This window comes from Maritalea sp. (genome assembly GCF_047634455.1).
In the GTDB taxonomy this organism is placed as follows: domain Bacteria; phylum Pseudomonadota; class Alphaproteobacteria; order Rhizobiales; family Devosiaceae; genus Maritalea.
Genome location: NZ_JBLIAI010000067.1, coordinates 1 through 14,422 on the forward strand (window position 1 = coordinate 1; position 14,422 = coordinate 14,422).

General features: G+C 48.0%; 15 protein-coding genes. 6 read left to right on the top strand and 9 right to left on the bottom strand.

The genetic code is table 11. The features are described from left to right. Nucleotides 1–197, top strand: a 197-nt coding sequence (locus ACJAZW_RS13230; RefSeq protein ID WP_415158865.1) for a hypothetical protein, incomplete at its 5' end; no start/stop codon positions are given. Nucleotides 198–283: 86 nt separating this feature from the next. On the opposite strand, the gene ACJAZW_RS13235 is transcribed toward ACJAZW_RS13230, so the two are convergent. Further along, nucleotides 284–1,528, bottom strand: coding sequence for a tyrosine-type recombinase/integrase (locus tag ACJAZW_RS13235; protein WP_415158867.1), 1,245 nt, complete (start codon nt 1,526–1,528; stop codon nt 284–286). A 99-nt stretch (nt 1,529–1,627) separates the two neighbouring features. Between ACJAZW_RS13235 and ACJAZW_RS13240 the strand changes: the two genes are divergently transcribed. Next, the gene (locus tag ACJAZW_RS13240) at nt 1,628–2,542 is read left to right on the top strand and encodes a hypothetical protein (RefSeq protein WP_415158869.1); all 915 of its coding nucleotides are present in this window, start codon (nt 1,628–1,630) and stop codon (nt 2,540–2,542) included. Nucleotides 2,543–2,561: 19 nt separating this feature from the next. Here ACJAZW_RS13240 and ACJAZW_RS13245 read toward each other — a convergent pair whose 3' ends face one another. From ACJAZW_RS13245 to ACJAZW_RS13270, 6 genes are all read right to left on the bottom strand, one after another. Further along, nucleotides 2,562–2,792 (bottom strand): helix-turn-helix transcriptional regulator, encoded by a 231-nt coding sequence (locus ACJAZW_RS13245; RefSeq protein WP_415158871.1) that lies wholly within the window; start codon nt 2,790–2,792, stop codon nt 2,562–2,564. A 528-nt stretch (nt 2,793–3,320) separates the two neighbouring features. After that, complete coding sequence (locus ACJAZW_RS13250; RefSeq protein ID WP_415158873.1) at nt 3,321–4,397, bottom strand: RelA/SpoT domain-containing protein; 1,077 nt, start codon at nt 4,395–4,397, stop codon at nt 3,321–3,323. A gap of 114 nt (nt 4,398–4,511) precedes the next feature. Further along, nucleotides 4,512–5,330, bottom strand: a complete 819-nt coding sequence (locus tag ACJAZW_RS13255; RefSeq protein ID WP_415158875.1) for a DNA adenine methylase — start codon at nt 5,328–5,330, stop codon at nt 4,512–4,514. Between the two features lie 153 nt (nt 5,331–5,483). After that, a complete protein-coding gene (locus ACJAZW_RS13260; RefSeq protein ID WP_415158877.1) occupies nt 5,484–5,789 on the bottom strand; it encodes a hypothetical protein in 306 nt (101 codons plus the stop codon). Between the two features lie 89 nt (nt 5,790–5,878). Further along, nucleotides 5,879–6,625 carry an alpha/beta hydrolase gene (locus tag ACJAZW_RS13265; RefSeq protein WP_415158879.1) on the bottom strand — a complete coding sequence of 249 codons (747 nt, stop codon included), beginning with the start codon at nt 6,623–6,625 and terminating at the stop codon, nt 5,879–5,881. 101 nt (nt 6,626–6,726) lie between these two features. Beyond that, on the bottom strand, nt 6,727–7,632 hold the full coding sequence (locus ACJAZW_RS13270) for a LysR family transcriptional regulator (RefSeq protein WP_415158881.1): 906 nt from the start codon (nt 7,630–7,632) through the stop codon (nt 6,727–6,729). Between the two features lie 138 nt (nt 7,633–7,770). Between ACJAZW_RS13270 and ACJAZW_RS13275 the strand changes: the two genes are divergently transcribed. From ACJAZW_RS13275 to ACJAZW_RS13290, 4 genes are read left to right on the top strand one after another with little or no spacing between them, the layout of a single operon-like run. Then, nucleotides 7,771–8,283 carry a TRAP transporter small permease gene (locus ACJAZW_RS13275; protein ID WP_415158883.1) on the top strand — a complete coding sequence of 171 codons (513 nt, stop codon included), beginning with the start codon at nt 7,771–7,773 and terminating at the stop codon, nt 8,281–8,283. Next, nucleotides 8,280–9,590, top strand: a complete 1,311-nt coding sequence (locus tag ACJAZW_RS13280) for a TRAP transporter large permease (RefSeq protein ID WP_415158885.1) — start codon at nt 8,280–8,282, stop codon at nt 9,588–9,590. Before ACJAZW_RS13275 ends, ACJAZW_RS13280 begins: the two co-directional genes overlap by 4 nt. A gap of 23 nt (nt 9,591–9,613) precedes the next feature. Beyond that, a complete protein-coding gene (locus ACJAZW_RS13285; RefSeq protein ID WP_415158887.1) occupies nt 9,614–10,738 on the top strand; it encodes a C4-dicarboxylate TRAP transporter substrate-binding protein in 1,125 nt (374 codons plus the stop codon). Nucleotides 10,739–10,797: 59 nt separating this feature from the next. After that, nucleotides 10,798–12,504, top strand: coding sequence for an alpha/beta hydrolase family protein (locus ACJAZW_RS13290; protein WP_415158889.1), 1,707 nt, complete (start codon nt 10,798–10,800; stop codon nt 12,502–12,504). Between the two features lie 112 nt (nt 12,505–12,616). Here ACJAZW_RS13290 and ACJAZW_RS13295 read toward each other — a convergent pair whose 3' ends face one another. Both ACJAZW_RS13295 and ACJAZW_RS13300 read right to left on the bottom strand, forming a co-directional pair. Then, a complete protein-coding gene (locus tag ACJAZW_RS13295) occupies nt 12,617–13,309 on the bottom strand; it encodes a CBS domain-containing protein (protein ID WP_415158891.1) in 693 nt (230 codons plus the stop codon). A gap of 154 nt (nt 13,310–13,463) precedes the next feature. Then, nucleotides 13,464–13,925 carry a hypothetical protein gene (locus ACJAZW_RS13300; protein ID WP_415158893.1) on the bottom strand — a complete coding sequence of 154 codons (462 nt, stop codon included), beginning with the start codon at nt 13,923–13,925 and terminating at the stop codon, nt 13,464–13,466. Nucleotides 13,926–14,422: the final 497 nt, after the last annotated feature.

Below are 14,422 nucleotides of genomic sequence, written 5' to 3' on the forward strand. Positions count from 1 at the left end.
GCTTTCAGCTTTGGGACGGGTATGCTGTAAGTCCTGCCAATATCCAGCTTTGGGGTCTGAAAGAGTTTCGATTGAGTGACGAAGCTTCTTTGTTGGGATTAACAGGCTGCGATCTAGCCAGTCTTCACGTGCCGAAGGTGGTTTGCCACGAGCATGTTCGTCGCGATAACGTATGCAAGATGCGGCAGCGTCTCTAAGCTGTCGCCTAAGATCAACAAGCTCACGCGCTGTTGTGATTTGAATGTAAGAGCCAATTCTTTCAACTTGGGCACCTATATACAGCTCATACGGGTTGATTGAATGCGAACGGCTGAACAGCTCTCGAAGTTGGCCTGTCGTTGGTCTTCGCGGGTTGGATTGATGAGACGTCATTAGTCACCGTCTCGATTTTGCTTGCCCATAATTCTAACGCTTCAAGTTTTTCATCTAAGTATAGATGGCGATTATAGACGGCTGCGACGCCGGAGACGATACCTGATTTGTGATTGAGTATTGCTTCAATTATATGGGGCTGAACACGCAATTCAGCCATGCCTGTGGCCATCGTGCGTCGAAGATCGTGAAAGCGCCAATCAGGTGCATCAAGACCCACATGAACATCAAGGCGACGTTTTAAGCGACCAAAGCCAGAAATGGGTGAGGTGCCTGTTGTCGTGAACACATAATCGCTGGTTAAAAAGCGTGGAATTGAGTTCAAAATATCAAGTGCGAGCTTGGGCAATGGCACGAAATGGGCAGTGCCGTTTTTTGCTCGGGATGAGGGTAGGGTCCATAATCCCTTTTCTAGGTCTAGTTCAGACCAACGCATGCCAGCCACTTCACCACGGCGTTGGCCCAATAAAATGAGCAGTTGCGTGAATTGGGTGAAGGGGTAGCCTTCTTTAATCGCACCATGCCAGCACGCACAGATCTCTTCATGTGCTAAGACACGTTCGCGTGGCACTTCCTTGGTGGGTGGTTTCATACTGGCGATGGGTGAAACATCTATATAGCCACGATCAATAGCCCAGTTCATCAACTTCTTGATTGCAGCCAAAGCTCGATTGGCGCGTGTGGCCGTTCCATTGGCGACAATGCGATCCAAAACTTCATGCACATCACGACGGTGAATTTGATCAATCGGGCGCGAATATAAAGGTGCAAACTTGGTTAAAATCGACTGCGTTTCTTTCCAGCCTTTATTGCGTGGCTTCGCATATCGCTCAATGAACTGGTCGATCACGTCCTTAAGTACTGGCACGGAGCGCCCAGTTGAGCCAGTAGCGCTGTTTTCGAACGTGCCGAGGGATATGTCACGCAAAATGCTTTGGGCCGTCTGACGCGCTTCTGCGAGCGACATCATAGGATAATCACCCAACTTAATGCGACGTGATCGACCATCGATGCGCGTGTTGAGGTAAAACACCTTTTTGCCAACGCTCGACACCCTGACCATAAACCCAGTCAAAAGCTCATCACGAACTTCATATCGTTTGCCCACAGCTGGCGCTAGCGCATCAATTGTTTTTGTGGTTAGCTTCTTTTTCATGCCAACCAAATTAAGACACAAGACATCCGTGTGTCAGGGTATGGTTTGGGGCGTGTTGGCGCAGATTTTTCGTACTTTGTACATATTTGAGGAAATCACTTGGAAAACTCATTGAAAGAAAAGGTTCGGCAATGGGTGCTGCGCAATCTGCCATATGACCATGCTGATGCAGTGTTAGATGCACATCTAAAAAGTCTTGATGCACATGCACTGCTGGTCGTTTACCATAACTGGTCTAGCAGACTCATTGCACCTGTAGTTCGCAATGTTCATATTTCTGCGACTTTGCATGCGAGCCTTCAATCTTCTAGGCATCGCATAGTGGTAAATGAAATTGTCAAAGGGCTGGAAGCTGGCAAGAACTTAAACAGCCATCTAAGCAAGGGAATTAGTAACGTTGCTTCGCTTCCCAGACATGACAAAAAACTAAACCGCAGGCGTGATCTTGACTTGCTTTTACTTGACTGGGGGATACACCACCTTCATCTATCTACACAAATAACGTCAGACGGTTTTGTGGAACGAACAAATGATCTGCTGTTTTTGGTAGTTAAGCCGCAAAATGCTTACCTAATTGATATCATGTCCCACGGAAATTGGCACAATGAGCGCCTTGTCGAAATAATGTTTAAGGAGCTGGGTGGGGCTGAAACTGTGCATGAGATGAAAGGGGTAGTTGGGCTTTCTCCGGAACCGTCTGAGGAGGAGCGAAAGCAGCTTCGTAATGTTGGTGTAAACTCAGCAATGATGATTGATGGCAAGGCAGTCATGACGTTAGGCGGAATGTCTGCTGCTGGCACAAGTGTTCATGCAACACGTGACGCTGATCGATTGTTAGATGCGATTGAGAACTTTGAAAACAATTGGAATATGGACAGCTCGACATTGCGAGAGGTGTGTCAGAACCAGGGAGTGAAACTACCCCAAGTGCCCGATTTCGATTTTGACATTCCAGAGGGAAGCGGTCCCGGAGTATTTGAACGCCACACAGGAACTTTCATTCCATTGATGTGAAGCTGTGGTTTGCTTGGTTTCAACCCGTTTCCATAGGATGAAACCTTGCCTCACCCTTTTTTGTGATCCAATTTCTAATCTCAACCAATTCCCAAGCTATACTTGTGTTCGACAACCTGATCCGTCTTGGGAAATTGTCAGCTTCTTCCCAGCGCAATAGTGTGCTGTTGCTGACGTGGACTCCCATTTGCTTAAGCTCTTTGCGAGTGATGAGCACCTTTTCCACATTTGTTTTCTCGGCGTGTTGCATTGCGTGGCTCCATCTTCAATTCTCAATACGACTAAGATAAAGAATGCGCTCTGTAAGGTGCGATCTTCTAAATTGTATTGGTTTTGGGTGCCAAGTGGGTTTTGCAAATGGTGGGGTTAAACGAGACATGCCGGACAAATTGAAGCCAATTGATTTCTGCTAAGACATTCAACTGAAAAGGCTGTTGGGGCAAATTGAGATGGTTCATGGCAATTCGTCGAAATATCTAGCCCGCATCATAATCCGCGTGTCGGGGGTTCAAGTCCCTCTCCCGCTACCAAAATTTTCCTTATGTTGTAGTTGGTTAGGCGTGAGTGAGTCTTTGCGTTTTTGCGCGTGGATTTGTGGCGGCGCGCGATCTTTGGGAAACTTTTGAACTACCTTTGGGAAACCAAAACAAGTTTTCTAACGCTGTCTGTGGCCATTTGTGGCGGCGCGCGATCTTCTGGAAACTTTTGAACTACCTTCTGGAAACCAAAACAAGATTTCTATCGGTGAAAAAGATCATTTGGATCCGAGTTTTGGAGTTTATATGTCTGCCATTGTGTAATCGTCATTACTAAACGAATGGATTTGGTTCATCGCATCATCATACAAATTGAGAAAATCTGAGGTGTCATCGAAGTAGTTTCGAAAAGCCTCACGGATGTGCAGAGGGGTCTTAGCTGCTACAAGCACCGCATTCGCTGTTTCATCACGTGCTTCGATGTCAGAAATAGCTTGGATTGCCCGACTGAGATTGCGGAACGGCCAAACATAAAGTGTGCCATCTTTGCGTCGTTGCAATATGCTGTTCTGTTTTAGTGCGTCATAAGTCTGCGCAATACTCAAACTCCTGAACATGGCGATCATTCCGGTTTTTTGTTCAAGCGCGGCGCATTGCTGCGTGAGCTCTTTGTCCGCAAGATTGGGCAGGCATGAATTTTTTCCTTCGTGGACCCGAGCGAACATCTCACTAATTAGCAAAAATTGCCGGTATGCATCGTTCTTAGAGTCTTCAAACTTGAAACGAGCTTGTTGAACACTGTCATATACTTCTACAGCAGTTGCCCAAGCGTGCTGAACGGTTGTGCGGAGCTGCACTTCAAACTTCATGCCATTCCAAGCAGATGACTTGTCAGCGGCACCAACTTGCCTTTCAAAAACATCGTGAACGCCCCGGTACCCCGTGTTTTTTGGGTTTGCTATATAGTCGAAGCGAGCAAGGTCGTGAGTGCGTTTATGTTTGGCCCTTGACGCGTCCATCTTTCCGCGAAATTGCCAAAGCTCTTGTTCGTTTCTGAAAATTAGACGAACGCCTGCTATATCATGCATTGTTGATAGGTCTCGTGACCGCCCTGTCGACAATTTGTCCACTATGGTATTAAACCGTTTAAGACGTTGCCCAACTACCGGTCTTTGATCTTTTTCAAGCCTTCGCAACCATGCTTGGGCAGTATTCAATACTGCGCCATGCGAGTTTCGCCAATTTTCAGCGACTTCATATTCGGCCCTAGAAACATTGAAGTGCCAAAACAAATCACCATTTTCTCTTTGCGCCTTCGCAATGCGCTTCCCAGCCGTCCGTATGCGATTTTTTGAGTTTAGTGGTGTTGGCCAAGACAATTTTCTGTCCAATCGGTTAACGCTTTTTTCGAAAGCGCATGATTCTTTTTTGCACTAAAGTCAACCATACCATCATCCATATATAGTGTGTCAAAGGCCGAAAAACTGACGATGTCATCTGCCAGCCCGCTTTATCACTTCAAAGTTTGATATCAACAGTTCACCAACTTCTTTGCCAGATTGGGTGCCAGCCGTGTATCGCGTTTTGACTGGTTTGATGCTGAAACGCTCGAAGATAAAACGGATTTCAGGTGCATCGTTTATCGACATCAAAAACCTACCATTGATGGTGCCAAGTTGTTGGGCAAGTCGCTCAAAGTCTGGTTTGGAAAACAACCCTTTTCCATAGTCGTTTTCACAATTCCAATATGGCGGGTCGAGATAGAAAAGTGTCTCGTCTCGATCATAGCGCGTGATGCATTTGTCGAAGGGCAAACACTCAATTGTTACGTGAGACAGGCGGTCGTGAACGTCTTCTAGCTGACCAGCCAACTTGTGCAAATTGAAGCGACTTGTGTCTAGTTTGACGCCAAATGATTGGCTTACACTCTTGCCGCCAAACGCTGTTTTTTGCAGATAGATGAAGCGCGCGGCGCGTTCTAAATCTGTTAGCGTTGTTGGGTCGGTTGCTTTCAATCGTTCGAATTCAGCACGGCTTGAAAGTTGGTATTTTAGCGTGTCCAAAAATTGGGGATAGTGGCGCTGAAGGATGCGAAATAGGTTGGCGATGTCTTTGGAAATGTCGTTGATCACTTCGCATTTGGTGCGCTTTGTGCGGCGGAAAAATACGCCGCCCATGCCAACAAATGGCTCGACATAGTTCTTGTGCGGTACCGCTTCGATTATCGGCACGATTGTTTTGGCGAGTAGGCGTTTACCGCCAAGATATGGGGCAACTGGATTGATGGCGATTGAAGTGTTGGTCTCGTTCATTATTTGTTGGTTTCTCTCAGCCATATTCGCCCAGCTTGTGCAAGCAGGCGGATGAGGCGTTAAGTTTATTCACGTCTTTTGGGGATCGTTTTTGCGAGTGAACCCCGAAGCTGATCCATCAATTGTTAGCGCAACTGTTGGATCGGCCATCCGTCATTTGATTGATTTGATTGTCGTCATCGGCACACCCTGATCCAACCAATATTGAACAAGATCGGTGGGTGTTGGTGACTTCATTTTTAGGCCATGCAAGCGGTCAGCGCGCCGGAACAGTTCCGCCGCATATTCAGAGCAGATAAACTCATCGTTGTGCACAGGAAAGCCAAGGCCAGCCCCAACGGCCTCAAGATATGAATAGCGTTTGCCAAGGTGAGAAAAAGCGAACTGTTCAAGGTGTCTGGTCCAATTGATATTGGTGGGCAACCAGTCAAATGATCCAGTGTTTGAGAGGGCGCGCAATTGAACGCCAACGCCTTCTTGCCTCCAATAATCAAACCGCTCTAAATCCCAATTTTATTTGACGACGGACACAATGCTCAACACCCTGCTTATGAAGGGTGAGTTGTGATGAACTCCGCCAGTTCTTGGGCGACTGAATCTCGGTCATTGTCCAGCGTCGCAACGTGAAAAGAATCTTCTAGCCAACGGTACCGAACAGTTCTCGAAGCGACGGATTGCTCGATCCTTTTACCGTTTTTCGGACTTACCACATGATCGGTTCGCGACTGCATTATGAGGATTGGCTTCGTCAGCATTGGCAACATCTGTCCTGTGGCGGTTGCCAAAATATAGCGTTCTTTTAACGTTGCAAATGGAATTCGATCATAACAAATTTCCCGTCGATCAGGATTTTTGATGTCAGAACCAATACCGGGATGATAGGCGTCTGGGCTTCCTTCAAAAAACACCATCATTTGTTCAGGTGAATACAGTCCTGTTGATCCATTAATTGTCGCAACTTTGTCCACCAAACCTTCACATCGAATCGAAAGATTCAATGCTATTGTTCCGCCCAGAGAAACGCCGGCAATGCACACCGAGCTACAGTATTGTCTGAGAAGTTTGAGCGCAGCCTCAGCTGACTCAATCCAGTCGCGGAAGCCAGTTTGGGCAAAAGCTTCTGGTGTTGCCCCGTGCCCGGCAAGCAACGGCGCCATAACCGTAACCCCAGCCAATTCATGCAGTCGATGGCCGACATAACGCACACTCTGAGGGGTGCTTGTAAATCCGTGAAGCAGCAAAACGCCTGTGGTTGAGCCTTTTAGGAAAAATGGCGCGGGGTTATCACTATTCATGTCATTATTTGATCCGATACCGTGTTTCGTACGGCATTAGATCGAATGTCAGGACTTCAATGACAAATATAGTTGCGTGATCGTGCGATCACGAACGGTGATCAAGCAATCCCAGTTTCTTTTGCGGGGTACTGAGCTCTGAACATTCGCAACAGCGATGTGTCGGCAACAGAACTCCACGCCATCGCAATCTCTATTTCTGCATTGAGCTGTGGCAAAGGCATGACCCGCAGCGACCGCGGCAACGTAGCTTCTGCGCTCATCGGGTAAAGTGTGTAACCTCGCCCATTTGTCACGCGTTGGAAAATAACTTGAATGTCCCACGCCTCATCCACAACGTTGGGGGTAAAACCAATCGTGTCGAACGAACGATCAAGGAGCGCGCGATAAGAACGCCAGTTTTCGCGAACGCCAAGAATAAACGGAGCATTATGCAAGGTCTCGAATGAAACATCGGGGGCATCTTGAGGTAGGACCAAACCAATGGGAGACGACCAAATGACACGTTGTGCGATCTCTGGATCCCGCACAGATTTATGCACCATCAAAAATGCAAGGTCGATTGTTCCGTTCTTTAATTTGAGCATCATAGTATCCGTCGACATCACATGCATTTCAACTTGCACACCAGGGTAAAGCGCCTGAAATGTCTCAAGCCCCTCAGACAAATGATTTGATGTTGCTAGCGCTGAATACCCAACAATGATATGTCCACGATCTCCGATCGCATTGCGCCGCGACCCTCGAATGGTACGTTCGAACTGTGCTACGGCTTGGCGCGCATCATCTAAAAACCGTTGCCCGTTTGGCGAAATGTCTACTGATTTTGCTCCCCTGATGAAAATTGGAAACCCCAGATCTTCTTCTGTATCGCGCACAGTCTTGGAGATAGCAGGTTGAGCAATGTTGAGCATATCGGCAGCCGACCGAAAACCACCGGCGTCCGCAACTGCAAGCGCGTATCGTAGATGCCTAATGCCCAGTCGGGACGGTTTATTGTTTGTCATTAAACTTCTTTCAAAAGCAGTGATAGCGAAACGCGATCAACTGATCAAGCAATGATACTTGTCTGTGGACCGTTAACGAGAAAAAAAGGAATGGGAGAAGAAAGCTGCATCTTTTGCGGTTTGAATTTGGGGGAGCTAATGGAATTTGCATTTAGGCAATTGACGCGCATTTTGATGTTCATTGGAGGTGTTGGCCTGCTTTTGATGATGTTAAACATAACGCTGGATGTGTTTTTGAAAGCTGTTTTCAATGCGCCAATTCAGGGCACGGTCGAGGTTTCATCTTACTATTACATGGTAGCTGTTGTCATGTTACCAATGGCATTTGTTGAACTTGAAGACGATCAAATTAGTGTCGATTTATTGTTCAACCATTTCCCTGCAGCAATCCGCTCAATTTGCCTTTTGTTTACCCTCACTCTGACCGCTGGAGTGCTGTCCGTTATCGCGTGGCGCACGGGGCAAGATGCGGTACGCGCATTTCGAGTAGGTGAGGTCGTTATGGGCAGCCGCGAGATCATTGTCTGGCCAGCTCGGTGCATGTTGCCCTTAGGTTTTTCTCTTGCCGCTATCGCTGCAGGCTTGCGCGCGATTATGCTGCTCCAAGGCAAAGAAGTGATCAACCTCAGCTCCAATGAGGCATCCGAATGAGTGCGCTTGCGATAGGATGGTCTGGCATTGTGGGTCTGTTCTTGTTGTTGGCGATCCGCACACCAATCGGTGTGGCTTTAATGATTGTTTCGATCATCGGTATCACGCTGATGACGAATGTCACCGCAGCGTTCGGAATCATCAGTGCATTGCCCTTCAGCTTTATCGGCGACTGGTCGCTAACAGCTATCCCAATGTTCTTGCTAATGGGCTTTGTCGCCGCGAGTACCGGCCTAACCGCTGGTGCCTTTGATTTGCTACGGTTGCTGCTTGCGCGAGTTCCTGGCGGGTTGGCGTCTGCAAGCGTTGCAGCTTGTGGATTGTTTGCTGCGGCATCTGGATCGAGCATTGCAACCACCGCTGCAATGTCAAAGATTGCGGTACCGGAGATGCTGCGTGCCAAGTATCACCCTTCGCTTGCGACCGGTGTTGTGGCTGCGTCTGGTACCCTTGGTTCCCTTATTCCACCATCAATACTTATGGTTCTCTACGGCATATTTACAGAGCAATCTATTGGGCAATTGTTTATCGCAGGCCTTATCCCTGGGGTGCTGTCGGCGCTTGTTTACATTGTAATGATCACTTGGCGCTGTGCGGTGAACCCATCTTTGGCGCCTGCTGTTGAGAGCCAGTTTGATTGGTTCAAGTTTTGGCGACTTTTATTGTCGGTGTGGCCCTTCCCAGTTTTGATTTTCGGTGTTTTGGGCGGAATCTTTGGCGGTTACTTTACGCCAACTGAAGCAGGTGCAGTTGGCGCTTTTCTCGCCCTCACAATTGCCGCTTTCCGCCGCAGCCTAACGCTTCGTGCGCTTGGCAACGCAATACAACAGACGCTCATCGCCACATCTTCAATCTTCTTTTTGTCGATTGGGGCGATTATGTTCACGCGATTTATGGGTTTGTCAGGTGTGCCCCGTGAACTTGCGGACGCCATGCTTGCTGTCTCTGACAATCAAATCGTAATCATTGTGATGATTGCGGTGCTGTTTATCATTCTTGGAATGGTGATCGACTCGATTGGTCTAATGTTGCTGACTCTGCCCGTGCTATTGCCGGTTCTTGAGGCAGCAGATGTCAATCTGATTTGGTTTGGCATCATTACCATCAAATTGTTGGAAATCGGTCTGGTCACTCCGCCTGTCGGCCTGAATCTTTATGTCTTACATAGTGCGTTGGCCGGACGGGTAAAACTAGGTGACATCATTTCTGGCACCACATGGTTCATTGCGATGGACGTCCTGACACTAACCCTGCTGATTGCATTTCCAATTTTGAGCATGTTCTTGCCGTCCCTAATGGTCGGCTAACTAAATACATACCGGAGGAGACTATGATGAAACTAACGAAACCACTTTGTGCCGCTGTTTTGGGGCTGACGCTAGCGGTCCCAGCGATTGGCGCAGAATATAACGCAAATCACTTCTTTTCTGAGCGCCATTCAATGGTGCGCGGACCTTATGTTGATTGGGCCCAACGTGTAGCCGAACGCACTAACGGCGAGGTTACATTTCGCGTGTTTTCGGCTGGATCACTTTTGCCACCTGCTGCGTCTTTGCAGGGTCTACGTGATGGTGTGGCTCAGGTCAGCTACCATGCTGGTACCTATACGCCCGCAGAACTGCCGATTGCCAATCTGATTGGCAACATGGCATTCTACAACACCGATCCAATGGTCATGGCCTTTGCATCTACAGAATTTGGCCTGACAAACGCTGCTGCTTTGGCTGAATGGTCAGATAATGGTGTTGTATTTGGCGGCGGATATTCGACTTCTCAGTACTTTATGATGTGCAATACGCCAGTTGAAACCCTCGCAGATGTTGCCGGAAAACGGCTCCGGATGGCCGGCGGTGCCTGGACGCGTTTCGCAGAATATATTGGCGCAGTACCAGTGTCGATCCCTTCCAGTGAAATGTACACTGGCTTGGATACAGGATCGCTTGATTGTGCGGTGGCCGCTGCTGATGCACTGGACAGTTTCAGCCTGAAAGATGTCGTTTCTTCAATGAATACTCTTGAAATAGGTAACTATTATGCGGGTTTTGAATGGGGTTACAATAAGGGATTTTGGCAAAATCTAACTGCTGTTCAGCGTCGCGTTCTGTTCGACGAAATGGCGTATGAACTAGCAGCCAGCCGTGTGGCATTCGATTCAGACGTTGCGGTCGCCGTTGCATCGGCAACAGACGCAGGGATGTCCATATTTGAGCCTGACGCCGCTTTGCAACAGGCGCTAAGCGATTTTGTAGTCGCTGATGAAATAAATTTGATCGCCAATGCAACCAAAAGAGGTGTTGAGAATCCAGATCAGGTTTTGACGGAATTTAAAGCGGTTATCGATCGATGGGACGCCCTACTAAAAGACATTGACCGGACAGATATCGACACTTTGGCCACATTGGCCCGCACCGAGATCTACGATCGCCTCGACGCAGAAAACTACGGCGTGAACTAACTAGCTTGGCGGGATGAGCACCGTTCTCTCCCGCCGAAATCTACTTGGAGGAAACTGATATGACTATTAAGAACTGGAAGTTATTTCTGATCGGCCTTGCAATCATGTTGGTCGGATCAATTGCTGCAAACATGGTGCAAACGACAGGCGGAATTGCGATTAAAGACGTCCGCTTTGTCGGAGCTGGTGGAAACCTGCAAAGTGGATTGCTATATGTGCCGCCGGGAGTAACACCCGAGGACAAAGCCCCCGCCATTCTTGCGGTACATGGCTATATCAATACCCGCGAGGTCCAGTCTGGTTTCGCAATTGAATATGCGCGACGCGGTTATGTAGTACTCTCAGTCGATCAAGCGGGCCATGGCTATTCTGAAGGTGCAGCATTTTCCGCCGGCTTTGGCGGACCAGCCGCACTGCAATATTTGCGAAGCTTGGATATTGTGGATGTCGACAATATTGGCATGGAAGGCCATTCGATGGGAGGCTGGGCTATATTGGCTGCAGCAGCAACATACCCGGATGACTATAAGTCTATCGTGCTTGAAGGATCTAGTGTTGGCGCTCCATTTGCTGCGGAGGGAACAGCAGAATGGCCACGCAACGTATCCGTTGTATTTTCCGCCTATGATGAGTTTTCTTCACTTATGTGGGGCGTTGACAAGGCGGACGACGTTGAACAAAGCCCAAAACTGATGTCGTTCTTTAGCAGTGAAACACCTGTGGAAGAAGGGCGCCTTTATGGAGACATTGAAGCAGGCACGGCCCGCGTCTTATGGCAACCTCCCGTCACTCACCCTGGGGATCACATTTCCCGCGCAGCAATTGGCTACTCAATCGATTGGTTTGCACAAACACTAGATGGTGCCCTAGATTTGCCGGCATCCAACCAGGTTTGGTTCTACAAAGAATTTGGCACTTTGGCGGGTTTAGTTGGGTTCGTGGTTCTCATTCTTGGCGCATCACAAGTCCTGTTGACCGCGCCGTGGTTGCGGGACTTGAACTCAACACCAGTCAGTTCAGCCCACGCAACGCGTGGGTCGAAATGGTGGGGGTTGTTCCTGTTTAGCGCCATTTTCCCTGTCTTGAACTACTATCCATTGTTCAATCTTGCTGGAACTTTGTTCCCCGCTTCGGCGTTATTGCCACAAACAATAACATCACAAGTTGCCTTTTGGGCAGTGATTAACGGCACAATCGCAGCACTTCTTGGACTTGTTGTTCGTACGGATAAGGTTGATTTTTCAATCAACATCGTTCGATCAATTGTTTTGGCGGTGTCCACTATTTTTGTCGCCTATATGGCGGCCGTGTTGGCTGACTTCTTCCTTAAGGTTGATTTCCGTTTCTGGTTTGTAGGCGTTAAGCTTTTGACCGCGGAGCGCTTCCCTATTGCATTGGTCTACCTCGTGCCATTTACGGTATATTTTGTGTTGGCGCTTCGTGCGTTGCATGGTGGCCTATCAGTTGCTGGGCAAAATGTTTGGACGACATATGGTCTGAATGCATTGGCATTGATGGGCGGCTTTCTAGCGTTCTTGCTCCTGCAATATGGTAAGTTGTTCTCCACTGGTACTTTGCTAACACCAACAGAGCCGCTGAACACAATCGTGATGTTCCAATTTGTCCCACTCTTATTGGCTGCATCAATTATCAGCACGTTTTTATATCGTAGGACGGCGAGCTACTTACCCGGTGCATTCGTGAATGCTCTGTTGATCACTTGGTTTGTAGTAGCTGGTCAGGCAACACAATATGTCGTGGGTTGATTTTGAACTTTTTCAGGATGGAATTCACAGTACATCACATTAGATGATCAAAATATTGGCGGTTGCACTGCGCAGCCGCCAATTATTGAGTCCAGACCCTAGTCGTCCTGCTTTAGATGCCCCATGCGTAACTTGGTACGCGCCCCAAATGAATTGAAACTTCGCCCAAGCCTTCAATGTTTTCTAGGGCTACTTTTACAGCAGATTCCTCGTCATAGGAATCAACAATTCCCCAAATGTCGACCCCGTTTTCAGCAACAACGACGTTGAGATGCACTGGATTGATACCAGGGACCTGATCGAGCGCTTCAAGAATGATGTCGCGCTTCGCGTTTGCATCGGCGCTGGACTGAATGTGGACAATGGGATGGGCAGCAAGCGCTTGTAAAAGATTAGCGCGGCTGACAATGCCAACAAGCTTGCCATCTTGGACAACAGGAACTCGCTTTATGCGCTTTTTCTCCAGCAATCGCGCAATTTCTCCCACTTGCATATCAGGTGCGACAGAAGTCACGTGTGTTGTCATGATGTCTTTGACGTATTGGCCGCGTTCATGAATGAAATCTTTGGCGCTGGATGGCGCTCCAGAAAACAGGGCAAGCCACCATGATCTAGGTTGCCCGCTTGCACCTTCCACCCGCCGCATAAGATCACCTTCGCTGACGATGCCAACCAGGACATCGTTGCTGTCGAGCACAGGCATGGCGCTGATCCTGTGCTGGGTCATGAGTTCTGCGGCCATTTTGACAGTTGTGTCTGGTTTGGCTGTTATGACGGTAACGGTCATGATATCTGACGCTTGCATTTGTGGTTCACCCCTTGCGCTATGGTTTAGGCCATCAAGATTTATACTGCTCAGTTGCGACCTTACATTATTGACGCGCGGCGGGCGAATTCATTACAGAAATAGCGCAACTTTCTACGACACCCAACCGGTCAGCTAAAAGATTTGGGCGTAACTATTGAAGAGGCGCAGCCAAACGCCGCATATACCAAAGCACAAACGCTGGAACAAACAGCCATTGAAGAATGGGGGATAGTCCTGTGCCCAAAATTGGTAAGACCGGCATGGCTTGGGCATAAGTCCACCGGCCATTCATTTCAGCTTGAATATATTCAAGCCCAATGGTTGCCAATAAACCAATGCCAAAAAATACCAACAAGGTGATTATTGAGGTTCGCAAGGCCCAATATCGGCTTTTTGCCACAAGTGCTGCGCCCCAAAAAGCAGCCAGCGCAATTACAAGGTCACCTAATGTGGCTTGCAGACAAATGGCGATGCCTGCGAAATGGCTAGTTTGATCAAAACTCGAAAAAAGTGGCGCCTGAAGGATTTCCCATGCGAAATGCCCGAAGAACGATAGGACAAGCAGATCAACCTCTGGCGGTAATTGACGTGTCCCGTTGGTAGATGTTGGCACTTACTATCCAATCCATTTTGATAAAACTTAACACCGGAACGCGCGGTTATAGCTCAATATCTGCTGGGTGAACATTTCGGCGGCGGTGGTCTTTTGACTTGAAACATAGTTGTAAATCAGTTTCCCATGTTGATTCATGTCAATGTTAAATATCTTGGACGCCGTTAGATATGCTTGCGTTCATTTAAATTGGTGGACGTCTGGTTGGGGCCATCAAATTGGTACGTCCGGTTGAAGAAAGTGTTTGGCAAGGTCTAGTGTGCGCAATTTTCGCAACCGTTTTGGATTTGACACCAAATTTTGATTGGTATGCAACCTGCGAGCAATTGCAAGCAAGCGATTGCTGAAATTTTACTTTATGAAACCAGGTTGGAGAGTAGCGAATGTCTTCAAACTTAAAAGATCAGATGTCGCCTGTTTTGCGCCAAGATGTCGAAAAAAAATTAGTCGAATGTCGAAACAAATTTGTTGGGTTTCTTTATAAACACTTGAACAAT